We start from the raw sequence: 22,486 nt of genomic DNA, 5'->3' as shown, positions 1-22,486 counted from the left end.
CGGGGCAATGGGAAAAGGGGTGTTCCTCAGCGGCAGCGTCGTCTACTTCACCCTGCACGTCGGGCTGTCGGCCGCTGAGGTGGGGATTGGCCTGTCCGCGGCGGGTTTCGCCGGACTGGTCTCCTCGGTGTTGTTCGGAATCATCGCGGACCGGATGCGGAAGCGGACGTTGTTGTTCGCGCTGTTCGCGGCGGTCGCCGTCGGTTTCGGCTTGTATTCCGTCGTGGAGAGCGCGGTCGAGTTCTACGTACTGGTGATGCTCATCGCGTTCCTCGACTACGGGATAGGCCCGACCGAGAATGCGATGGTGGCGACGCTCATCCCCGACGGGGAGCGGGTCCGCCTGAACGCCATGATGCGGACGGTCTTCAACATCGGTTTCAGTGTGGGCATCGGGATCGCCGCGGTCGCCGCACTCAGCGAGCGCCTGCTGGTGCTGATCCCGGTGGGAGCGGCCGTGCTGCTGGGTCTCGCCGCGGCACTGGTGACCCGGTTGCCGGTCGGCGCTCCCCGGAAGGCGGCCACCCGGCCACGCCCCTTCGGCGCGGTGCGGGACCTGCGGTTCCTCGCCGTGGTGGGGTTGTCGGCGGTCCTCGCCTCGCACATCACGGTCCTCATGGTGGTGCTGCCCCTGTGGACGCTCAATCGGACCTCGGTCCCACCCTTCCTCGTCCCGCTGATGTTGGTGATCAACACGGCGTTCGTGATCCTGTTCCAGGTCCGCGCGAGCAGGGGCGCGGAGACGGTGTCCGGCGCTGCGCTGACGGGCCGGCGTGCGGGGCTGTGGATCGCGGCCGGCTGCGCGGCGGTGTCCGTCACCGCCTTCGTGGACAACGCGGCCCTGGCCGTGGTGGCGATCGTCGTGACGGTGTTGGTCGTGTCGATAGCCGAGGTGCTGCAGGCGGCCTCGGCGTGGGGAATGGCCTTCGGGCTGGCTCCCAAGCATGCGGAGGGCGAGTACCTCGGTGCCTTCGACCTGCATGTGGCATCGCAGAACGTCGTCGGGCCGGTGTTCCTGTCCGGCCTGGTCATCTCGCTGGGGTTCTGGGGCTGGGCGGTGATCGCCGCGGTGATGCTCGCCGCGGCCTGGCTGATCGTCCCGGCCGCTCGGCGCAGCGCCGAGGCCCTCAGGGCACCCACCCAACCCGAAGACGTCGCGGAAGTACGGGGGGCGGCATGACTCGAACCGGCAGGGCCTCCTTCACCCAGGAGCGCTTCTACTTCCTCAACGAACTCCAGCCGGGCAACCCCGCGTACGTCGTGGCGTTCGCCCTGCGGATGGAGGGCTCTCTCGATCGGGAGGCGCTGGCTCAGGCGTTGCGTCGGGTGGTCGGCAAGCACGACGCCCTGCGCACCTCCTTCGCGGTGGTCGACGGCGAGTTGACGCAACAGGTTTCGGACGCGGCCGAGCCGGAGATCACGATCCGCGACAGCGCGCCGGTCGAGCAGAGCCTCCAGGACCGCCAACTGCGGGAGCTGGTGGCCGACGAGGCGCGCCGGCCGTTCAACCTGGGCTCCGGCCCGGTGCTGCGGGCCTGGATCACGTCCTGGGACGCCGATCAGCACGCGCTGGTGGTGCTGATGCATCACATCGCCTGTGACGGCTGGGCGGTCGGCCTGCTGCTGAACGATCTCGCCGACACGTACAACACGGGGGCCAGCGGCGCGCCCGGTCCGTCCTATGTGGACTACGCCGAGGCGCAGCGGGTCATGTGGTCGAAGAACACGAGGCGACTCGACCACTGGCGTCAGTTGCTGACCGGCGCGCCGCAGTTGTCCCTGCACACCGATCACCCTCGGCCGACCGTGTTGAGCTTCCAGGGCTCGGTGCTGCGCCGGCCGGTGGACCCCGAACTGATTCACCGGCTCACCGAGTGGGCGAAGGCCCGGGGGGTGACCCTGTTCGCGGTCGCGCTCGCCGGGTACGCCTGGGTGTTGTCGCGGCACGCGCGGCAACCCGAGGTGGTGATCGGGGTCCCGGCGGCCAACCGGCTGGACGAGGCCGAGGAGAGCCTGGTCGGCTGCCTGGTCAACACGCTGCCGGTTCGCGTCGACCTCTCCGGGCAGCCGACGTTCACCGATCTGGTCAGCAGGACATGGCGGACCGCGCTGACCGCGCTCGGTCATCAGGACGTGCCGTTCGAGCAGATCGTGCAGGCCCTGGGCGAGCAGCGGCAGCTCAGTCACGCCCCGCTGTTCCAAACCATGCTCACGGTCCAGAACTTCACCTTCACCGTTCCGGACTTCGGCGGGTTGAAGGTGCACGAGGTGGACATCGAGATCGACGCCGCGAAGTTCGACGTCGCGATGACCCTCGACGTCTCGACGCGATCGCCGTTCCTGCGGGCGGAGTTCAGCACCGAACTCTTCGAGAAGACGACGGTCGAGGGCATGCTGGAGCACTACCACGCGCTGCTCGAATCCGTCGTGGCCGAGGCGGACGGCGAGCCGAGCATGGTCGACCACGAGGAGCGCACCCTGCTCACCACGGGGTGGAATCCTCCGATCCCGGAGGAGCCGGTCGACCATCCGTCCGTCCTACGGTCGTTCGTCGCGCACGCCACCCGGTCGCCGGACGCGGTGGCGGTCCGCCATCGAGGACGCCAGCTCACCTACCGACAGCTCGACCAGTGGTCGAGTCGGATCGCCGCCGGGCTGGCCGATCTCGGTGTGGCTGGCGGCAGCCGGGTCGGGCTGTTGTTGGGGCGCTCCCCGGCCGTGCTGGCCTCGATCCTCGGGGTGTGGAAGCTCGGCGGGGTCTACGTGCCGCTCGACCCCGAATATCCGAGGCACCGCCTGGACCTGATCGTGGACAGCGCACGGCCGAGCACGATGCTCGTGGAGCCCGACACCATCGACCTGGCACGGCAGTTGGCCGCACCGCACGGCATCGCCCTGCTCGACGCGCACACGGCCAATGGCGACGCCACGGTGCCCACGACGTTCCCCGACCCGGACGACCTCGCCTACCTCATCTACACCTCCGGCTCGACCGGGGTGCCGAAAGGCGTGATGGTCCGGCACCGGGGCCTCAACGCCCTGTGCGATCCGAGCCCCGCCGGCCTGGACGTCGACGAGACCGACCGGTGGCTGGGCGCCCACTCCTTCTCCTTCGACGTCTCGGTGTGGGAGATGTGGGGGGCCCTCAGCTCGGGCGGCCGGCTCATCATCGCCGACCAGGCCGACCTGGTCGACCCGCAGCGCCTCGCACGGCTGGTCCACGCCGAGGAGGTGACGGTCCTGAGCCTGACTCCCGGTGCCCTGTACCGGGTGCTGCCGCCACTCTTCGACTCGCTCGACCGTGAGCGGTCCTCCGTGCGGTACGTGGTGCTGGCCGGGGAGGCGCTGAGCTGGTCCCGGGTGGCCGCGCTGGTCGACCCGAAGCGGCTGCCCGCGGTGTTCGTCAACATGTACGGGATCACCGAGGGGACCATCCACGTCACGATCGTTGCGGTGCCGGCCGCCGAGCTGCACGGCGTACGGGAGGGCGACATCGGGGTGCCGCTGCCCTCCGCCCGCTGTTACGTGCTCGACGAGCAGCGGCAACCCACCGGCGTGAACGTGCCGGGCGAGCTCTACGTCGGCGGCGAGCTGGTCGCGGCGGGGTACGTCGGCGCACCCGAGCTGACCTCGGCACGTTTCGGTCCGGACCCGTACGCCCCCGGCGTCCTCTACCGGACGGGCGACATCGTCAGATGGGGCCCGGACGGAAAGTTGATCTACCTGGGCCGGGAGGACGCGCAGGTGAAGGTTCGCGGCTACCGGGTCGAGCTCGCGGAGATCGAGGCGGCGTTCCTTCGACAGACCGCTGTCCTGGCGTGTGTTGCCGTGGCGGAGGCCGACGAGCTGGTCGTGTTCCTGCGCTGCGGCCCCGGAGTGGGGACCGAGCGGGAACTGCGGGCCGCGGTCCGGGACGAGCTGCCCGGCTACATGGTGCCGTCCCGCATCCATGTTGTTCCGGAGATCCCGCTGAACGCCAACGGGAAGGTCGACACCCGCCGGCTGGTCGCCGAGAGCAGGTTGACCGCGCCCGCTCCACGGCCGGTCGACACCGCTGTCCGGGACTCACTCTCGGCGCGGATCCGCCGCATCTGGGCCGACGTGTTGGGCCGGCCCGACATCGAACCGACCGACAACTTCTTCGACGTGGGCGGGCACAGCTTCGCCCTGATCACCGTCCAGCAACGCATGGCCGAGATCGGGCTGGAGATCTCCGTGACCGATCTCTTCCGCTTCGGCACGGTGGCGGACTGTGCCGCGTACTTCCGCCGAGCGGAGGCCCCGCTCACCGACGACCGGGTCGCGCAACGCAGGCGGGCGCGGGACGAGTTCACCCGACGTCGGCGAATCAGCAGAGGGGGAGAACATGCCTGACGAACAGGGGCAGGACCGGATCGCCATCATCGGAATGGGGATCAGGCTTCCGGGCGCGGGGCGGGACCTGGACCGCTTCTGGCACAACATCGAGAACGGCATCGAGGCGATGACCTTCTTCGAGCGTGACCAGTTGCTCAGCTGGGGCGTTCCGGAGGAGGTGATCGACCACCCGGACTTCGTCCCGGCCCGCTCGGTCCTGGACGACTACGACCGCTTCGACGGGCGCCTGTTCAGCTACTCGCCGCAGGACTCGGTCCTCATGGACCCGCAACAGCGGGTGCTGCTCGAATGCGCGTGGGGCGCGCTGGAGCACGCCGGGTACGCCCCGATCGCGCCGGACGGCAACCGGATAGCCGTGCACGTCGGTACGGGGTTGAACGTGTACCTGCTCGACGTCCTGTGGCCGAACGCCCGCGCGGTCAAGTCCGCCGGAGGTCTGCAGATCCTCATCTCCAGTGACAAGGACTTCGCCGCCACCCGCATCGCGTACAAGTTGAACCTCCAGGGCACGGCATTCACGGTGCAGACGGCGTGCTCCACCTCGCTCGTCGCGGTGCACCTCGCGGTGCAGAGCCTGTTGACCTACGAGGCCGACATCGCACTGGCCGGGGCGGCCACGGTCGCGCCGCCGACCAGGCGCGGGCACCTCTACGAGCCGGGCGGCATCTTCTCGCCGGACGGCCGGTGCCGGACCTTCGACAACGCGGCGCAGGGGACGGTGGACGCCGACGGGGCGGGCATCCTCGTGCTGAAACGTCTCGAGGACGCGGTGCGGGACAACGACACCATCCACGCGGTGATCGCCGGGACCGCGGCCGTCAACGACGGAGCCCGCAAAGCCGGTTTCACCGCGCCGGGCCCGGAGGGGCAGGCGACGGCCATCAGGTCCGCGCTCGCGGTCGCCGGGGTCGACCCGGACACCATCGGGCTGATCGAGGCACACGGCACCGGCACCATCCTGGGGGATCCGATCGAGGTCTCCGCCCTGCGGGCGGTGTTCGGCACCGACCGGGGCGACAACCCGCCGTGCGCGTTGGGCGCCCTGAAGTCAATCATGGGTCACCTCGACACAGCGGCCGGCGTGGTCGGTGTGATCAAGACCGTGCTGGCCCTGAAGCACCGGACCATTCCGCCCGTCGCGCGGTTCACCGAGGCGAACCCCGCCCTGGAGCTGGAGAAGTCGGTGCTCTACGTGCCGACGACCGCGACCGAGTGGCCAACCATCGACGGGGTGCGTCGCGCCGGGGTGAGCTCGTTCGGGATCGGCGGCACGAACACACACGTCGTCCTGGAGGAAGCTCCACCGAAGGTGCGCACCGACCGACGACGCCGACCGGTGAGCGAGCTGATCCTCGTCTCGGCCAAGACCGAACAGGCGGCCACCGAGAGCCTGACCCGCGTGAACGACTTCATCGCCGGGACGAAGCCGGAGGACCTCGCCGACGTCGCCTTCACCCTACGGACCGGCCGGGTCGAGTTCCCGTGGCGAGGGTTCATCATCCGGACGCCGGACGAGGACCTGAAGCCACTGCGGCCCGTACGCCGGGCGAGCTCGCAGGCCGCCGAGCGCGGGGTCGCGTTCTTCTTCAGCGGTGGAGGGCGGCTGCCGGGGAGCCCGCACACCTACAACGTCGATCCGCACTTCCGCACGATCGTCGACCGCGGCTACGCCGAGCTGCGTTCCCGCGACAGCGAGCCCGATCTCGAGACCCGGGAGCGAGCCGGCCGGTTCGCCCTGGCGCTGGCCTGGGTCGACACCCTGCAGCGCCGAGGGGTCCGCGCGGCGGCGATGGTTGGCCAGGGTGTCGGCGCCGTCGCGTCGGCCTGCGCGGCGGGCGTGCTGTCCTTCGGCGACGGGATCGACCTCGCGGTACGGCGGCCCCGGACCGGTGCCACGCTGGCCGCTCCCGGGACTCCCCTCTACACCCGAGACGGGACGCCGATCACCGCCGAGCAGGCCACCGACATCGACTACTGGGTGGCGAGGTTCGACGAGCCGCACGACCGAGAGTTCGCGCCACCGACGACCGGCCCGGATCCCGCCGCCTGGCTCGAGATCGGCACCCAGGTGCTTGCGCATCCGGATGTCGAGCCACCACCGATGTCCAACGGACTCGACAAGATGCTCGGCACCGTCGGTCTGCTCTGGGAGATGGGCATCGGCGGCCCCTGGGCCGAGGAGCTGGATCTCGGCCGCAGCCGGGTCCCCGTGCCGGGCTACCCGTTCGCCCCCACCCGCCACTACCTCGACATTCCCGCCACAGCGAAAGAGAGGCATCTGTGATGACCAATCACCAGGGCGAGTCACGGGTCGCCGAGTTCGAGCAGCTCTGGATGGAGGTGCTCGGCGTGGAGACCGTCCACGAGGACGACGACTTCTTCGATCTCGGCGGCCACTCGCTCAGCGCCCTGCGGCTGAGCACGCTGATCCGCCAGGATCTCAACCTCGCCGTCGAGCTCAAGCACGTGCTGGACAACCCCCGCTACGGTGACCTGCTGGCCCTCGCGGACCGGGTCCCGCCGGAGCGGGCGGACGAGGCTGCCGCGGGTGTGCAGCGGTGACCGGACCCGTCAACCGGCTCGTCGACTGGATGCCGCTGATCGCCGAGGTGCTCGGTATCGCGGCCGAGGAGGTCGGGGCGCGCTCGGCACAGGACTCGTTCACCGCGCTGGGAGGCACGTCCCTCCAGGCGATCGCGCTGTCCGCGTACGGTCAGCGGGAGCTGGCCCTGGACGTCGACGTCGCGCGGCTGCTCGCGGCGGCACCCCTGGCGGACGCCCTGTCCGACGCGCCGGAATTCGTACCCACCGCACTGGAGCCCGTCGACGTCACCGCGGGCCCGCTGCTCCGCGAGCTGTTGCCCGGCCAGAAGGCGATGCTCGCGGCGCATCTCGCCGGCCGCGACCAGTCGTACCACCTGATGTTCACGGTGCGGCCGCCGGCCGCACTGGGTCTTGGCCAGACGAGGGCCGCGTTGCAGGCGCTCACCGCCCGGCACGAATCGCTGCGCACCATGTTCAGCGAGGACCAGCAGACGGTACGCCGAATGGTGCTTCCCCCGTCGCACCCACCGCGGTTGCTGCACCAGTCCCTGCCCGCCGGCGTGGACGCGGTACCGGCCATCCACGAGTTGTACGGCCACCGCGCCGCGGAGTTGCTGCGCCCCTTCGAGCAGCCACCCGTGGTGTTCGTCCGCACCTGCGTCGGCGAGGAGAGCCTGGTCACGGTGCTGGTGCACCACGCGCTGGTGGACGGCTGGAGTATCGGCGTGCTGTGGCGGGAGTTCGCGCGGCTCTGCGAGGACGGGCCTGGCGGTCTCGCCGCCGAGGGCCCGTCACCGGAGTGGATCGGGCACCGGCTCGCCGCGCGGGACTCCTCGGGTGTGCTCGACGCGGCGCTGGCCCGCGTGGCGGACCGACTCGACGGTGCCCCACTGGTGGCGACGTTGCCGACCGACCTGCGCCGGGCCGACGAGGCCGACGGGCGCGGCGCACGCGTGGTGTTCGGGCTGCCGACCCACCTGGCCGAGGGGGTGGACCTGCTCGCGCGGCACAGCCGGACCACTGTGACCTCGGTGCTGCTGTCGGCCTGGGCGCTCACCGTCGCCCGCCGGCTCGGGTCGGCCGACGTCGTGCTCGGCGTGGCGGCCTCGGGCCGGTTCGAGACCGGGATGGAGGACGTCATCGGGTTGTGCACCCGGATCATCCCGGTGCGCTGCCGGATCGAGGACGACCTCCGAGCCGGCGAGTACGTCCGCACCACCGCCGGTGCGCTCGCCGACGCGGTCGCGGACGCGGATCTCCCGTTCGCGCGGGTGGTGACGGCTCTCGCCGAGACGGTGGACGGGAGCCGTAACCCAGTGGCGCAGGTCGGTTTCGCCGCACACCACGAACTGGTGCCCGACCAGTTCGCCTCGGCGAGCGGGTCGTGGCAGGTCCAGGAGGGGCACTGCCACGGGTCGGTCTTCGATGCGCTGCTGTTCGTACAGTCGTGGTCGGCACGGCCGAGGCTGGCCATCGAGTACGCGACCTCGGCGCAGACCGCCGCGGACATCGGCGAGCTGGCCGACTCGTTCCAGGCCGTGCTGGAGGAGTTGGCGGGTCATCCGGAAACCGATCTCGGCCAGGTCGCCGGACTTTCCGGCGGCCAGCGGCGGCGGCTGCGTGACCTCGGGCACGGCGCGGAGTTCGACACCGCCGACGACCTCTGGAGCCGGTTCGAGCGCCAGGTCGACCACCAACCGGACGCGGTCGCGGTGGTCGACGCCGCGGCCGGGACGACGTTGACCTACCGCGAGTTGCAGGCTCACGCCCTGGCCCAGGCCGAGTTGTTGCGAGGTTGCGGTGTCGGGGTGGGCGACCGGGTCATCCTCGAAATCCCCCGCTCGGCGGCGGAGGCGGTCGCGGTCCTGGCGATCCTGAGCGTGCCGGCGACCTACGTCGCCGTGGACCCCGCCTCCCCCGCGAGTTGGCGGACCCGGATCGCCGAGGCGGTGGCGCCGGCCGCGCGCATCGGAGGGGACGTGGGCGACCTCACCTTCGCGGGTGTCCGGCGGTGCCCGCTCGTCGAGTTGGACCGCGAGCGTCACGACCTCGGCGTCGAGCCGGCGCGGCGCAGCGCCGATCCCGCCGCGGCCGCGTACATCTCCTTCACGTCGGGCACCACCGGTGTCCCCAAGGGCGTCGTCGTGCCGCACCGGGCGGTGCTGCGGTTGGCCGACGACGAGGACCTGTTCGCCGATCGGGTCGGGCTGCGAATGCTGCGCCTCGCCCCCTTGGCCTTCGACGCGTCGACACTGGAACTGCTGGTGCCGCTGGCGAACGGGACGACAGTCGTCGTGCATCCGCCGGGTGAGCCGACCCCGAACGGTCTGGCCGAGTTCCTGCGTTCCTCGGGTACGACCCACGCCTGGTTGACCGCGGGCCTGTTCCACCTCGTCGCCGACCACCGACCGGAGGCGTTCAGCGGGCTCCGTCAGGTCTTCACCGGTGGCAGCGTCGTGTCGCCGGCGCACGTACGGCGTGTCCTCCAGCGCTGCCACGGGTTGCGCGTCACCAACGGGTACGGCCCCACCGAGAACACGACCTTCACCGCCACCTTCCACATGGACGGCGCGTACGACGTTCCGGACCCGATCCCGATCGGCACCCCGGTACGGGGTACCGACGTGTGGATCGTGGACGACGATGATCGACCCGTTCCACCGGGGGCCATCGGTGAGCTGCGTAGCGCCGGTTGGGGACTGGCCGACGGGTACGTGGGCGATCCGGAGCGGACCGCCCTGTCGTTCACCGAGCGCGCCGGTGAGCGGGAGTACCGCACCGGTGACCTGGTCCGCTGGGGTGCGGACGGTCGACTGCGGTTCCTCGGTCGCGCCGACCGGCAGGTGAAGATCGCCGGGCATCGCGTCGAGCTGGTCGACCTCGAACGCCGGATCAAGGAGCGGGCCGGGGTACTGGACGCGGTGGTGTTCCTGACCGGGGGTCGGCTGTGTGCCGCGGTCAAGGCCGAGGACGATGTGCTGGCGGAGGTTCGGGCGGCGGTGGAGCCAGGGCTCGCGGCGTACGAACGCCCACAGCGGTGGTTCACCGTGAACGAGTTTCCCCTGGACCGCAACGGCAAGGTCGACCTGCGCACGTTGGGCTCACTCGCCGCGCCGCCAGCCGGCCGGAGTGAGCCGCCCGCCGCCGAGCCGGCCCCGGTCGACCTGGAGAGGTTGATCTCCGAGACCTGGGTCGAGGTGCTCGGGACTGACGATTTCGCTCCCGACGAGGGGTTCTTCGACGTCGGGGGTGACTCGCTGGCCGTCGCCCTGGTCCGGAGACGGTTGCAGGAGCACCTGGGCGGACAGCCGATCTCACTGACCGACCTGTACCGGTTTCCCACGGTGCAGGCCCTGGCCACGCACCTACGGACGACGACGGTGGCGGTGATGTCGAGATGAGCACGGAGATCGCGGTTGTCGGGATGGCCGGCCGGTTCCCCGGGGCGGCGGACCTCGACGAGTACTGGTCGAATCTCGTCGCCGGGCGGGTCACCGTCAGCCAGTTGTCCCGCGGTGAGCTGATCGCGGCCGGCGTGCCGGCCGGTCAGTTGGACGACCCGGCCTATGTTCCCGTCCGCGGTGTGCTCGCGGAGGCCGACCTCTTCGACTCAGCCTTCTTCGGGATTCCACCCCGGGAGGCGGACATCATGGACCCACAGCAGCGGCTGCTGCTCCAGACCGCGTGGGAGACCCTCGAGTCCGGTGGCTTGATCACGAACAAACCGCTCGGCCGGGTCGGCGTGTTCGCCGGAGCCGGTTTCAACTACTACCTCCAGCAGCAGGTGCTGGCCACCCCGGACATCCTCCGTGAGCACGGCCTGCTCGCCGTGGTGCTGGGCAACGAGAAGGACCACCTCGCGACGAGGATCGCCTACCGGCTCGGGCTGGGCGGCCCGGCGATCACGGTCCAGACGGCGTGCTCGACCTCGCTGGTCGCCGTACACCTGGCCTGTCAGAGCCTGCGGGCCGGAGACTCGGACGTGGCGCTGGCGGGAGGGGCCTACGTCGCGTTTCCCCAGGTGGCCGGCTACCTCTACGAGCCCAAGGGCATCATGTCGTCGGACGGGACCTGTCGGCCGTTCGACACCAGCGCCAACGGGACGGTGCCGGGCAGCGGGGTCGGGATGGTCGCGCTCAAGCGCGCCGACGACGCCCGCCGCGACGGGGACCTGATCCTTGCGCTGATCTCGGGTTCAGCGGTCAACAACGACGGCTCGCAGAAGGTCGGTTACACCGCACCGGGCGTCGCCGGCCAGATCGACGTGCTCGCCCGCGCGTACGCGTCGGCCGGCGTCGACCCCGCGACGGTCGGCTACCTGGAGGCGCACGGGACGGCGACCGAGGTGGGTGACGCCATCGAGCTGGCCGCGCTTCGCGAGGTGTTCGTCGGCGGCGGGGCCCCGTGCTCGCTCGGCTCCGTCAAGGCCAACATCGGGCACCTGTCGGCCGCGGCCGGCATCGCCGGTCTGATCAAGGCGGTGTCCGCGTTGCGCACCCGACAGATCCCACCGCTGGCCGGCCTGAAGCAGCCGCGGCCAGAACTGCTCGACTCCTCGACGGCGTTCACCGTGGACAGTGTCGCCCGGGACTGGAATGTGCCGTCCGGGCAGCCGCGCCGGGCCTCGGTCAGCTCGTTCGGGCTCGGTGGCACCAACGCCCACGTGGTCCTGTCCGAGGCCCCGCCGCCGGAGAGGGTGGTCCCGGCGACCGGGCGGGACGTCGTGGTGGTCTCCGCGCGTACCGAAGAGGCGTTGCGGGCCGCCGCCGACCGCCTCGCCGCGCACCTGCGCGACCGGCCGGACCTGTCGCTGCCCGACGTCGCGCTGACCGTGCAGGAGCACCGCCGGCACTTCACGCACCGCCTCGCCGTGACAACGAACGACACGGCGAGTGCGGCGAGAGCCCTCGCGTCCGCGCCCGGCCGCGTGGCGCTGCGCCAGCCCAACGTGGTGTTCCTGTTCCCCGGGCAGGGTGCGGAGGCACCGGGAATGGCCGAGTGGCCCTACCGGCGGTACCCGTCGTTCGCGGCCGACATCGACCAGGGCTGCGACCTGTTGCGGGACCTGATCGGTGTTGACCTGCGGGAGCTGCTGATCGGCGCCGATCCGCAGGGCCTCGTCCACCGGACCGACCTCACCCAGCCGGCCCTGGTGCTGCACGAGTACGCCCTCGGCCGGCTGCTGCTGTCCTGGGGGGTCCGGCCCACGGCCCTGATCGGCCACTCGGTCGGGGAGTTCGCCGCGGCCTGCCTCGCCGACGAACTCAGCCTCCCCGACACGCTGCGACTGGTGGTGGAACGTGGGGCACTGATGCAGCAGGCCCCCGAGGGTGGCATGGTCGTGGTGCTCGCCGCGGAGTCCGTGGTGCGCGGCCACCTGGCCGACCTCGCGGGCCTGGAGATCGCCTCGGTGAACGCCCCCGAGGTGATCGTGGTGTCCGGGTCGACCGAGTCGGTGGGCCTGCTGCGGGAGCGGCTGGACGCCGTCGGTCTCCCGCATCGGGTGCTGCCGGCGCAGCGCGCCTTCCACTCGTGGATGATGGCCGAGGCCGCCGCCCGGCTCGGCTCGGTGGCCGCGACCATCGCGCACCGCCCGGCGTCGCTCGACGTGATCAGCAGTGTCAGCGGCCAGTCGCTGCGCAGGGGCGGACGCCGTCCAGCCGGTTACTGGGCGGACCAGCTGCGCAGCCCGGTCCGGTTCCAGGCCGCGGTGGAGTCCGCGATGAGCCGGTCGCGCGTGGTCCTCGTGGAGGTGGGGCCCGGCACGGGCCTGATCGGCAGCGCCAAGCAGATCCCGCAGGCCCGACAGGCCCCCATGGTGGCGCTGCAACCCCGACGAGGTGACCTGCTCAGCGGGGTGGGCGGACTGTGGGCGGCCGGGGTGGAGGTGGACTGGCCGGCGGTTCGCACCGGCTCCGGCGCTGTCCGGGTGCCCCTGCCCAGCTATCCCTTCGCCGGGACACGACACTGGTTGGCGACTCCGGCAGAGGCGGAGCCGACGCCGAAGGTGGAGCCGGACCCGGAGGCCACCGTCGGAGGAGACGACACCGTACTCCAGCAGGTCATCGACATCTGGCGGTCCCTGCTCGGGGTGGCCACCGTCGAGGCCGGCTCCGACTTCTTCCGGCTCGGCGGGGAGTCGCTGCTGTTCATCCGGATGATCGCCCAGGTGCGGCGCAGGTTCGGGGTCTCGTTGGAGATCGCCGAGCTGGCTGATGCGCCGACCCCGGCAGCGATCGCGGCTCAGGTCACCCGCGATGAGTGATCAGGCGCCGGTGCACGAGGTCATCTGCCGCCAGGCGGAGCGGACGCCCGACGCGGTCGCCGTACGTCATGGCGACGGGGTGCTGACCTATCGGGAACTGCTGGACGCGGCGGCGCTGGTCGCCGGCGGGCTCTCGGCCGACGGCATCGGGCCCGGGGCCGTGGTGGCGCTGCGCGCCGAGCGCAGCGCACAGTTGGTGATCGCGGTGCTGGGGGTCCTGTTGTCGGGGGCGGCCTACCTGCCCGTCGACCCGCGGCACCCCCCGCACCGGCTTCGCACGATGCTGGAGTCGGCCCGGGCCGCCCTGCTCCTGGTCGACGTCGACGAGTCACCCCTGCCGGAGGGGCATCCGACGCTGGTCCGCACACTGACCGCCGAGCCGGTCGGCGCCGCCCGGGTCCGCGCGGCTGCCCCGGTCGAGTGGCGGCGGTACCGGGCCGGACCTGAGGTGGTCGACGGGCTGTCCTGCGTCATCTTCACCTCGGGGTCGACGGGTGCGCCCAAGGGCGTGGAGCTGACCCATGCCAGCCTCGTCAATCGGTTGGCCGGGATGCTCGACGAGCACCGGGTCGGCCCCGAGGACGTGCTGTTGCAGAAGACGCCCTACACCTTCGACGTGTCGATCTGGGAACTGCTCCTGGCCTTCATGGCGGGCGGCAGCCTGGTTGTCGCGCCGCCGCAGGCGCATCGCGACCCGCAGGCCCTGGTGGATCTGATCGTGGGCTACGGCGTGACCATGGTGCACTTCGTGCCGTCCATGCTCGCGTTGTTCGTGACCGAGCCGGACGTCCGGCGGTGCGAGTCACTGCGGGTGATTCTCGTCGGTGGCGAGGCACTGCCGCCGAAGCTGGTGAACATCCTGACCGCGACGCTCCCCCGCGCCGCCGTCTACAACATGTACGGCCCGGCGGAGGCGACGATCGACGTGACCGCCTGGGAGTGCCGGCGTCCCGAGCCAGGCGACACGGTCCCGATCGGCCGCCCCCTGCGCAACGTCACCGTCTATGTGGTGGACGAGCAGGGCGCGCTCGTTCCCCCCGGTGTCGACGGCGAACTACTGCTCGGCGGAGGCTGCCTGGCCCGGGGGTACGCTGGCCGGCCCGACCTCACCGCCGAGCGGTTCGTCGAGACCCGGGTGGCGGGCCACCGGGAGCGGGTCTACCGCACCGGTGACCTGGTGCGCTGGTCACCCGATGGCCACCTGGACTATCTCGGGCGGCTCGACACCCAGGTGAAGATCCGGGGGCAGCGCGTGGAGCTGGGCGAGATCGAGTCGACGCTGCGCCGACATCCCGTGGTCCGCCACACCGTCGTCGTGCTGCGGGAGGCCCGGTCTCTGGTGGCGTACGTGGTTCTCGAGGCCGGTGCCCCGCCGGACGTCGACGAGCCGGCCCTGCGCGCGTACCTCGCCGAGCGGCTCCCCGAGCACATGGTGCCGTCGCGGATCGTGGCGCTCGCGGAGATCCCGACCAGTCCGCACGGCAAGGTCGACCGGGCTGCCCTTCCAGCGCCGCCACGGAGGCACTCAGGCGCCGTCGGCCACTGACCGTGGCAGCGAGACGTGGAACGGAGGGGCAACATCGTGACGAGTGGACCAGGGACGAAGCAAATAGTCAGGGCAACCGCGTCAGTTTTCGAAGTCATTGGTTGACGCGAGCGCAAGCGCCCCGGCGACCAGCGTGTCGATCATCTTTCGGAGGGTGGGGGTGAAAGCCATGCGGTGTCCGGCGAGTTCGGGGTCGGCTTCGTAGGCGGCGAGCATGCCAGCGGAGGGGCGGGAATGGGTCCAGACCGCGCCGACAGCCATGAGGATCTGGGCGCACAGTAGCTCGGCTCCGGCGCCCCCGGCCTGGCTGCCTACCAGAGCGCCAAGTGGGCGGTCGGCGGCTTCTCCACCGTCCTCGCCCAGGAGGTCGCGCCGTTCGGCGTCAAGGTCACTGTCCTGGAACCCGGTGGCATGCGCACCGACTGGGCCGGCTCCTCGATGACCATCCCGCCGATCAGCGAGCCCTACCGGCAGACCGTCGGCGCGATGGTCAACATGATCCGCGACGCCGATCCCGAGAGCGCGGCGGCCAACTCCGCCGACCCGGCCCGAATCGCCGAGATCATCGCCGACCTCTCCGCGCACGACGACGCACCGGTACGCATCCTGCTCGGCAAGGACGCCGTCCCGTACAGCGAAGCTGCCGCGAAGGCCCTGGCCGACTCCGACGCGCAGTGGCGTGAGGTTTCCGAGTCCGCTTGGTCCTGACCACCGCCCCGGCCTGCCGGACCGCGGTCCGGCAGGCCGCTTTCCCGTCCTACTTCGGTCATGGCCGCCTCGCGTCCAGCGGTGCCGCCCACGGCAGGACAATCTGAAATTTCAGCGGCGAAACTACTCCGTTTGGTGGGTGCCGGATACGCGTCAGCGCGGCGGCGAAGCCTCCTCCAGTGGACGTCCGTGGGCTCGGGTCGTGTCAGAGACGGCAACGCCAAGCAGGACCGCGACTGCTGCGGCAGCGATCTCGAGCGGCGGCAGGCCGACCATGATCGGCGCCAAGGCCGCGAGGACGAGGATCCCGATCGGCCGCGGCCAGGACACTCGGGCGAAGGCCACGTACTCGAATACCGAGCGCCCGGCAAGGTAGAGCGCGGGCCCGCCGAGGATGGCCCCGACCCAGGCGGGTTTCGCGTCTCCGGATGGATCTAGGAGGACGAGTTCGGAGCCGGCTGAGCTGGCGAGGATGCCGGACACCATGAGCAGGTGTGCGAACTCGGCCAACCGACCGAGCCGGCCGGGGTCGGCGGATGCCGCGATGGCCTCACCCAGGATCTGGCCTGCTCGGTAGAAGTAGATCCGCCACAGCAACACCGTGGTGAGGAACGACAACGTGAGGGCCATCGTTCGTTGCGCCACGATCGGACCGCGCAGAAGACTCGACCCGGAGGTCAGGATCGTCTCACCAAGCGCGACGATGACAAGCTGCCAGTAGCGTTCGGCCAAGTGCTCGCCCGCGACGGCCCACGGGGACCCCCGCGAGCGACCCAGCCCTGGTACCGGCCAGCCGAGTCTGGCCCCCAGGTAGTCGATCGCCAGAGCCAGCGTCCACAGCGAATTGCGCGTCACCTCGGGTGCGAAGGCTCCGGCGAGCCACGGTACGGCCGACGCGCCGAACCAGATGAGCGCCAGCATATTGATGCGGCGTAGATTGTGACCCCGCACGATGCCTACGAAGAAGAGGGTGCGGCCCACCTGAATCGCGACATAGGTGCTCGCGAAAAGCAGGCCAGTCTCGGCGAGAGCCCCCGAAATCGCCACTGCCAGGAGCAGGCTCCCGTACATCGTCGCAACGACAACGAACTGGATCGGCGGCTGGAACGGATCAAATCTGCTGGTCACCCATGCCGTCTGGGTCCAGATCCACCAGACCGCCAACAGCAGCAGCAGCGTCTCACCGTTCTCCGCGAGGGAGGTGGTCAGCCTTTCCGCGACGTGACCCCTGGTGTAGTCCAACACCAACTCGTGCACAATCCGGGTGAGCGCGAAGACGAACACGAGATCGAAGAACAGTTCCAGGAAGGTCGGCCGCTGCGGACTCTCACGCCTGCGCAGCAGATTGGCCACTCTATTCCTCGTCACCCGGCCCGCCCGCCTCGTCGGCTTGTCGCTGAAGCAGTCGTACCACGTCGCCGCGCCGCCCGGTTGGAGTCCGGCGTGATGCCGTGCACAGATGCCAGGTATTCGTAGGAGTGGCGCTGGTATTCCGGTGCTGAAGACCCGGCACCGCTGCTCCACGGCGTATCCGACCTGAACCTCGGGCTGCACGGCCGAGACGTTCGCGGCCGGCTGGCGGTGGTCAGGCAGGAATCTGGTCCACCAGCACCCACCTGTGGCGGGTTCTGATTTGCCCCTGGCGAGGGTAGGGGTAACTCCCAACCCGACTGGGAGATAACAGGATCGAGCAGGATCTGGAAACCGTGAAAGCTCATTTCCATGACCGCGCAGAAGATCTCCCGGTTCCATCGGGCCGCCCTGGCCCTCGTCCTTCCCGTCGCCGTGATAGCGGCAGTCGCCGGGTGTGATGACTCGGCGGCGCCGAAGGCCGCGCCCGCGGCCAGTTCGGTAGCCGCGGTTCCCTCGACCTCGACAAGCGCGGCCGGCCCGGCAAGTGCGGCCCCCGCAGCGGGCTTGCACATGATCGTCAACAACGGGCATCAGCTTGCCTTCCACGTCACGCCCGGAAGTTCTCCCACCATCGTGCTGGACGCCGGCGGTGGCGAGGACTCCTCGTACTGGGATGCCCTGGTGCCGCAACTGTCGCAGGCCACCGGATCACAGATCATCACCTACGACCGGGCCGGTCTGGGCGCCAGCGAGGAGGTGAACGGCCCATGGGACCCCAAGGCCGCCGCCTCCGACCTGCAGGCCGGTCTGCGTGAACTCGGCGTCACCCAGAACGTGGTCCTCGCGGGCCACTCGCAGGCAGGAGAGGTGGCCCACTACTTCGTCCTCGCGAACCCCGGCGTTGTCTCCGGGGCGGTGCTCATCGATGCCAACGTGCCGCAATTCTTCACCGACACCCAGACCCAACGCCTCGTCGCGCTAACCACGCCGCAGATCGAGGAGCTCAAGAAGGCGCCGTCGACGAAGGCGAACCGCCAGCTCATCGCCACGGCCGACAACTTCGGTCCCACGCACCAGGCGTACCACAAGGTCTCCTGGCCCGACGGCGTTCCCGTCATCTATATCGTGTCGGACAAGACGCCCTTCGATGGATCTCCGCAGGACGCTCAGGCCTGGCGCGACGCGGCAGCGGCGTTCACCAAGGCGGGGCCCGACCGCACACTCGTCATCGCCGAGGGAAGCTCGCACGACGTCCCCCAGGACAAGCCCGCCCTGGTGCTCAAGGAAATCGAACAGATGACCGCCACCGTCAGGTAAAGGCCATCGGACCGACGGCTGACAGGACCGGCGAGCCTGGATGACCGGCGCCGCCCCGCGGGTAGCGTGTGTGCGGGTGTCGATCGATCGAGCCGCCGATCGGCGATGCGAGCCTCCGTGGACCACGGACGGACACCATGGTCGCTGGATCCCACGCGACGCGGGGGACACCAAGCGTGGGGAAGTGCGGATCGCCGGCCAACATGAATCACCAGCCCGGCGGTTCGGCACGACGCGCAATGATGGAGCGAGATGACCGATAACAGCGGAACCGCCCTGTCCGGCGGCTCCTCGCCCTCGCGGGAGGGCTCCGGGCCGGGCCGCGTCGCTCGCAGCGGTCCGATTCCGCGCTCCGCGCCGGCCCAGCGGATGAGCCTGCTGGGCTGGTCGCTGGTGCTGCTGCCGGGCGCGGTCCTGGGTGCCGTGCTGGCCACACTCTGGATCACCTCGATATCGGTCGCCGCGCTTGGCGCCGGAATCCCACTGACCCTGCTCGCGACCGTACTGGTGCGCTGGTTTGCCGACCTGCATCGCCAGTGGGCCGCCGACCGGCTCGGCGAACCGGTGCCCGCCCGGCCCTATCAGCCGACGCCGGACGCCGGGTGGCCGGTGCGGCTCTGGACGATCCTGCGCGACCCGGCGACGTGGCGGGACTGGATCTGGTTGGTGGTCAACTCGATCACCATCTGGTTGAGCTGCGGACTGTCGCTGCTGTTCTTCGTCTTCGGAGTCGTATACCTGATCTATCCGCTCATCTATCAGCTGACGCCCTCCCAGGTATTCCGCACTCCGCTGGGAGAGGGCTTCCGGCTGCACAGCGTCGCGCAGTCGTTCGGGCTGGTACCGCTCGGTCTGGTTCTCCTTCTGCTCTGGTACGTCACCGCGGTGCGCCTCGCGAACCTCAACGCTCGGGTGATCCGCGCTCTGCTCGGCCCCACCGAACAGGCGCGCCTGCGGGCCCGCGTCAAACAGTTGGCGACCTCGCGAGCTGAGACCGTCGACGCCCAGGCCGGTGAACTGCGCCGAATCGAACGCGACCTGCACGACGGCGCGCAGGCCCGGCTGGTGTCGCTGGGGATGAGCCTGGGCTTGGCCGAACAGTTGCTGCCCAACGATCCGCAGGCCGTCCAGCAGTTGCTGGCCGAGGCCCGCGAGTCGACCTCCAGCGCCCTCACCGAGCTGCGCGAGCTGGTACGAGGTATCCATCCGCCGGTACTGGCCGACCGTGGCCTGGACGGCGCACTCAGGGCCTTGGCCCTGGTCAATCCGATCCCGACCACGGTGGTGACCCGCCTACCCGGACGGCTGCCGGCCCCGATCGAGTCCGCGGCCTACTTCGCCGTCGCCGAGGCCCTGTCGAACGCCATCAAGCACGCCCGGGCCCAACAGATCCGGATCACCGTGGAGTTCGCACCCCACCGGGACGGGGCTGCCGGGAAACTGACGATGCTGGTGTCCGACGACGGCCGTGGGGGTGCTTCGATCGATTCCGGCACGGGCCTGCGTGGCATCGTCCGTCGCCTGGCGGCCTTAGACGGCACGCTGACCGTTGACAGCCCGCCGGGCGGACCTACCGAGGTAAGGATGTCCCTGCCGTGCGTATCGTGATAGCCGAGGACCTCGCCCTGCTCCGCGAGGGCCTGATCAGGATCCTGCGGGCCAATTCATTCGAGGTCGTGGAAGCCGTGGACAACGGCCCCGCGCTGATCCGGTCGCTGACGACGCACCGCCCCGACGTCGCCATCGTCGACGTGCGGTTGCCGCCCACCTTCACCGACGAGGGGCTGCGTTCCGCGATCGAGGCCCGCCGCCAGATCCCAGGGCTGCCCATCATGGTGCTGTCGCAGTATGTCGAGCAGATCTACGCCAGGGAGCTGATGTCGGATCGCGCGGGCGCGGTGGGCTACCTGTTGAAGGACCGGGTTACGGCCGTCGACCAATTCGTCGCCAGTGTCCGGCAGGTCGCTACCGGCAGCACCGTTATGGACCCCGACGTGGTGAGTGCGCTACTCACCCACCGCTCCACCGACCCCAAGCTCCTGGAGCTGAGCCCACGCGAGCATGAGGTCCTCACCCTGATGGCCGAGGGCCGCTCGAACGCTGCGATCGCGGCCCGGATGTTCGTCACCGAGAAAACCGTCAGCAACCACAGCAACAACATCTTCACCAAGCTCGGTCTCAAGCCCTCCGAGGACGACAACCGCCGCATCCTGGCGGTCCTCGCCTACCTGGAAGGCTGAGTCCTTGGCCTCTGCCCCACCATGAGTGCGACCGAGGAACTGCCGAGCATGGCTGATCGGCAGCAGGCACAGCGTTGAACAGGCGGAGCAGTGGCTTACCCAGCTTCCCGCATGGGCGACAATGCGAACTAAACGCCAAACGGCGGCCCGCTGAACCAGTCGGGCCGCCGCTCACAGAATGTGGATCAGAGCGGGCGGATGTTCTCCGCCTGCGGGCCCTTCTGGCCCTGGGTGACGTCGAACTCCACCTTCTGGTTCTCGTCGAGGCTGCGGAAGCCGCTCGCCGAGATCGCGGAGAAGTGGGCGAAGACGTCGGCGCCGCCGTCGTCCGGGCTGATGAAGCCGAAGCCCTTGTCGGCGTTGAACCACTTCACGGTACCTGTAGTCATGTCTGCTCCTCGCAGGCTGTCAGAGACCGCACTGTGCGGACCCTTACGCCGCCGCGTTGATCACCCGCGTCGAAACGACACGAAAAACGAAAAGCGCCTAGATGGGTTTCAGATACCCCATCAGGCGCCGGATAACGTCTACGGAAATCAAAACTGCAACTCGGTTACCGTAGCACATGATCCGTTGCCGATCCCATGGCAGTGCGGGGGCCTGGCCACTCATCTGCTTGCCCACCCCGGTCAGACGGCACGTTGACCGGGTTCACGATTGGCTGGCTGCAGGTCGCCTCACCTTCCCCTGGCCAACTCGTGCACCACCATACGAAGTCCTTGAGCCCGTGGCCCACCAGATCCGGCGAAGAGGTCACCACAGAGGATGCGCTGCTCACGGCGCCACGAGTGGGATCGGTGTCTCAGCTATCGGGACCGACAACTGATCCGCCACGGCGGGAGCGCGTGACCGGACATCGACGTACAGGAGGCCGTCACTGTGACGATCAGCGACCCGCGACCGGGGGACACGAGCAATGCTGGGAGCAGCGAGCTCTGACCACTTCGGCATCCACTGGGAGGTCACGCCGCACCGCCCGATCTCCATCACCGCAGGTCAAGGCCCCTGGTCTCTGTCCGGCGTCGGTGAGCACCTCGGGCGCGGTGACCTCTTCGCCAACCTGCACCCAATCTGCTCCCAGTCGCAAGGTCAGGCCAACCATCGGCTCCACACTGCTTAGACCTGCGCACATTTCCCCCAGCAGGCGACATAGAGGGTCGTCGACCGGAAACGTAGAGCCGCAGGTAGGAGTGGGTGCAGTTGAGCACCGTTCGATGCCGTTGGACGCAGTTCAAGGCCGTTCCGGGCACCCCGCTGTTCCCAACCTGCTCCCCCAAACCGAGCTTGCACCGGGCCGCCGACGCCGACCGATCGATCGCTGCTGGCCGAGTGCTTTGGTCGACACCAGTGCTGGCTCCGCAGCCGCATCGGCCGATCGGGCAGCACGCTCACGAACACCGCGCCTTGTCAGCGGCAGATGAGCACCGCGTGGTGTCTCAGATGGGTCCCCGACGCGCCGCAGCGATCTCGGCGTGGTGGTCGACTGCCCAGTCGGCCAGCGCGGAGAGCGGCTCTAGAAGGCTGACGCCGAGCGGCGTCAGCCGGTACTCGACGCTCGGCGGCAACGTCGGAAACACTTCCCGTTCGACCAGACCGTCGCTCTCCAGCGTGCGCAGGGTCCGGGTGAGCATGCGCGGGCTGATGCCCTCCACGGCCCGATGCAACTCGTTGAACCGGTACGGATGCCGGCCGAGCAGGGTGACCAGCAACAGCGTCCACTTGTCACTCACCCGCCGCAGCACGTCGGTGACTGGACAGCGCTCGTACTCGCCGACCGGAACGGGTGTCGGCAGCCGATGGTCGTGTAGTGAGGCACTCACACCGGTGTTACTTGTGGACATGAAAGTGCCTTCTTTCGCCTCCGTCGACCGGCTGCCCAGAATGAGCACGTCAATGAGCAACGATAATGGGGAACGACATGGGCGTCGTGGTAGTCAGTGGCGGCACGAACGGGATGGGACGTGCGTTGGCCCTGGGGCGGGCCGAACGCGGCGACCGCGTCCTGGTACTCGGCCGCAGCCGCGAACGCGGCGAGGCCCTGGCCGGTGGCTCGATCGCCTTCCTTCCCGTCGACCTGTCCAGCATGGCCGAGACGCGGCAGGTCATCGAGCACATCCTTACCGAGAACCACGTCGT

At 69.8% G+C, this 22,486-nt stretch carries 16 protein-coding genes; 12 read left to right on the top strand and 4 right to left on the bottom strand.

Going from position 1 to position 22,486, the window contains the following annotated elements; translation table 11 throughout:
* Positions 1–7 precede the first annotated feature (7 nt).
* Genes AB0B57_RS04260 through AB0B57_RS04230 form a run of 7 tightly spaced genes read left to right on the top strand, consistent with a single transcriptional unit; the run spans position 8 to position 14,732 of the window.
* The gene (locus tag AB0B57_RS04260; protein WP_357065004.1) at positions 8–1,180 is read left to right on the top strand and encodes an MFS transporter; all 1,173 of its coding nucleotides are present in this window, start codon (positions 8–10) and stop codon (positions 1,178–1,180) included.
* Positions 1,177–4,374 carry an amino acid adenylation domain-containing protein gene (locus tag AB0B57_RS04255; RefSeq protein ID WP_357065003.1) on the top strand — a complete coding sequence of 1,066 codons (3,198 nt, stop codon included), beginning with the start codon at positions 1,177–1,179 and terminating at the stop codon, positions 4,372–4,374. Before AB0B57_RS04260 ends, AB0B57_RS04255 begins: the two co-directional genes overlap by 4 nt.
* Positions 4,367–6,661 carry a type I polyketide synthase gene (locus AB0B57_RS04250; protein WP_357065001.1) on the top strand — a complete coding sequence of 765 codons (2,295 nt, stop codon included), beginning with the start codon at positions 4,367–4,369 and terminating at the stop codon, positions 6,659–6,661. The genes AB0B57_RS04255 and AB0B57_RS04250 overlap by 8 nt, the downstream gene beginning before the upstream one ends.
* Positions 6,661–6,939 carry a phosphopantetheine-binding protein gene (locus AB0B57_RS04245; RefSeq protein WP_357064999.1) on the top strand — a complete coding sequence of 93 codons (279 nt, stop codon included), beginning with the start codon at positions 6,661–6,663 and terminating at the stop codon, positions 6,937–6,939. Before AB0B57_RS04250 ends, AB0B57_RS04245 begins: the two co-directional genes overlap by 1 nt.
* On the top strand, positions 6,936–10,322 hold the full coding sequence (locus tag AB0B57_RS04240; RefSeq protein WP_357064998.1) for an amino acid adenylation domain-containing protein: 3,387 nt from the start codon (positions 6,936–6,938) through the stop codon (positions 10,320–10,322). The genes AB0B57_RS04245 and AB0B57_RS04240 overlap by 4 nt, the downstream gene beginning before the upstream one ends.
* Positions 10,319–13,186, top strand: a complete 2,868-nt coding sequence (locus AB0B57_RS04235; protein WP_357064996.1) for a beta-ketoacyl synthase N-terminal-like domain-containing protein — start codon at positions 10,319–10,321, stop codon at positions 13,184–13,186. The genes AB0B57_RS04240 and AB0B57_RS04235 overlap by 4 nt, the downstream gene beginning before the upstream one ends.
* The gene (locus AB0B57_RS04230) at positions 13,179–14,732 is read left to right on the top strand and encodes an amino acid adenylation domain-containing protein (RefSeq protein ID WP_357064994.1); all 1,554 of its coding nucleotides are present in this window, start codon (positions 13,179–13,181) and stop codon (positions 14,730–14,732) included. The genes AB0B57_RS04235 and AB0B57_RS04230 overlap by 8 nt, the downstream gene beginning before the upstream one ends.
* Positions 14,733–14,813: 81 nt before the next feature.
* Here AB0B57_RS04230 and AB0B57_RS04225 read toward each other — a convergent pair whose 3' ends face one another.
* Entirely contained in the window at positions 14,814–15,050 is a 237-nt protein-coding gene (locus tag AB0B57_RS04225) for a hypothetical protein (RefSeq protein WP_357065569.1), read from the bottom strand.
* Here AB0B57_RS04225 and AB0B57_RS04220 point away from each other — a divergent pair.
* Positions 15,036–15,440 (top strand): SDR family NAD(P)-dependent oxidoreductase, encoded by a 405-nt coding sequence (locus tag AB0B57_RS04220; RefSeq protein ID WP_357065566.1) that lies wholly within the window; start codon positions 15,036–15,038, stop codon positions 15,438–15,440. The genes AB0B57_RS04225 and AB0B57_RS04220 overlap by 15 nt on opposite strands.
* A gap of 153 nt (positions 15,441–15,593) precedes the next feature.
* Here AB0B57_RS04220 and AB0B57_RS04215 read toward each other — a convergent pair whose 3' ends face one another.
* A complete protein-coding gene (locus AB0B57_RS04215; protein WP_357064993.1) occupies positions 15,594–16,793 on the bottom strand; it encodes a low temperature requirement protein A in 1,200 nt (399 codons plus the stop codon).
* 369 nt (positions 16,794–17,162) lie between these two features.
* Here AB0B57_RS04215 and AB0B57_RS04210 point away from each other — a divergent pair, with 369 nt between their 5' ends.
* The 3 genes from AB0B57_RS04210 to AB0B57_RS04200 all read left to right on the top strand — a co-directional run bounded on the left by AB0B57_RS04210 (position 17,163) and on the right by AB0B57_RS04200 (position 20,350).
* Positions 17,163–18,110: an alpha/beta hydrolase gene (locus AB0B57_RS04210; RefSeq protein WP_357064992.1), complete on the top strand. Its 948-nt coding sequence runs from the start codon at positions 17,163–17,165 to the stop codon at positions 18,108–18,110.
* 252 nt (positions 18,111–18,362) lie between these two features.
* Positions 18,363–19,718, top strand: a complete 1,356-nt coding sequence (locus AB0B57_RS04205; RefSeq protein WP_357064991.1) for a sensor histidine kinase — start codon at positions 18,363–18,365, stop codon at positions 19,716–19,718.
* Positions 19,706–20,350, top strand: coding sequence for a response regulator transcription factor (locus AB0B57_RS04200; protein WP_357064989.1), 645 nt, complete (start codon positions 19,706–19,708; stop codon positions 20,348–20,350). Before AB0B57_RS04205 ends, AB0B57_RS04200 begins: the two co-directional genes overlap by 13 nt.
* Positions 20,351–20,535: 185 nt before the next feature.
* Here AB0B57_RS04200 and AB0B57_RS04195 read toward each other — a convergent pair whose 3' ends face one another.
* Both AB0B57_RS04195 and AB0B57_RS04190 read right to left on the bottom strand, forming a co-directional pair.
* A complete protein-coding gene (locus AB0B57_RS04195; RefSeq protein WP_043326981.1) occupies positions 20,536–20,739 on the bottom strand; it encodes a cold-shock protein in 204 nt (67 codons plus the stop codon).
* 1,047 nt (positions 20,740–21,786) lie between these two features.
* Complete coding sequence (locus AB0B57_RS04190) at positions 21,787–22,191, bottom strand: helix-turn-helix domain-containing protein (RefSeq protein ID WP_357064987.1); 405 nt, start codon at positions 22,189–22,191, stop codon at positions 21,787–21,789.
* A 77-nt stretch (positions 22,192–22,268) separates the two neighbouring features.
* Here AB0B57_RS04190 and AB0B57_RS04185 point away from each other — a divergent pair.
* Positions 22,269–22,486 (top strand): SDR family NAD(P)-dependent oxidoreductase (locus AB0B57_RS04185; RefSeq protein ID WP_357064985.1); only part of this gene is annotated, 218 nt, incomplete at its 3' end.

This window comes from Micromonospora sp. NPDC049101, from assembly GCF_040648675.1.
Classification (GTDB): domain Bacteria; phylum Actinomycetota; class Actinomycetes; order Mycobacteriales; family Micromonosporaceae; genus Micromonospora.
This window is presented reverse-complemented; position numbering and strand designations above follow the sequence as displayed.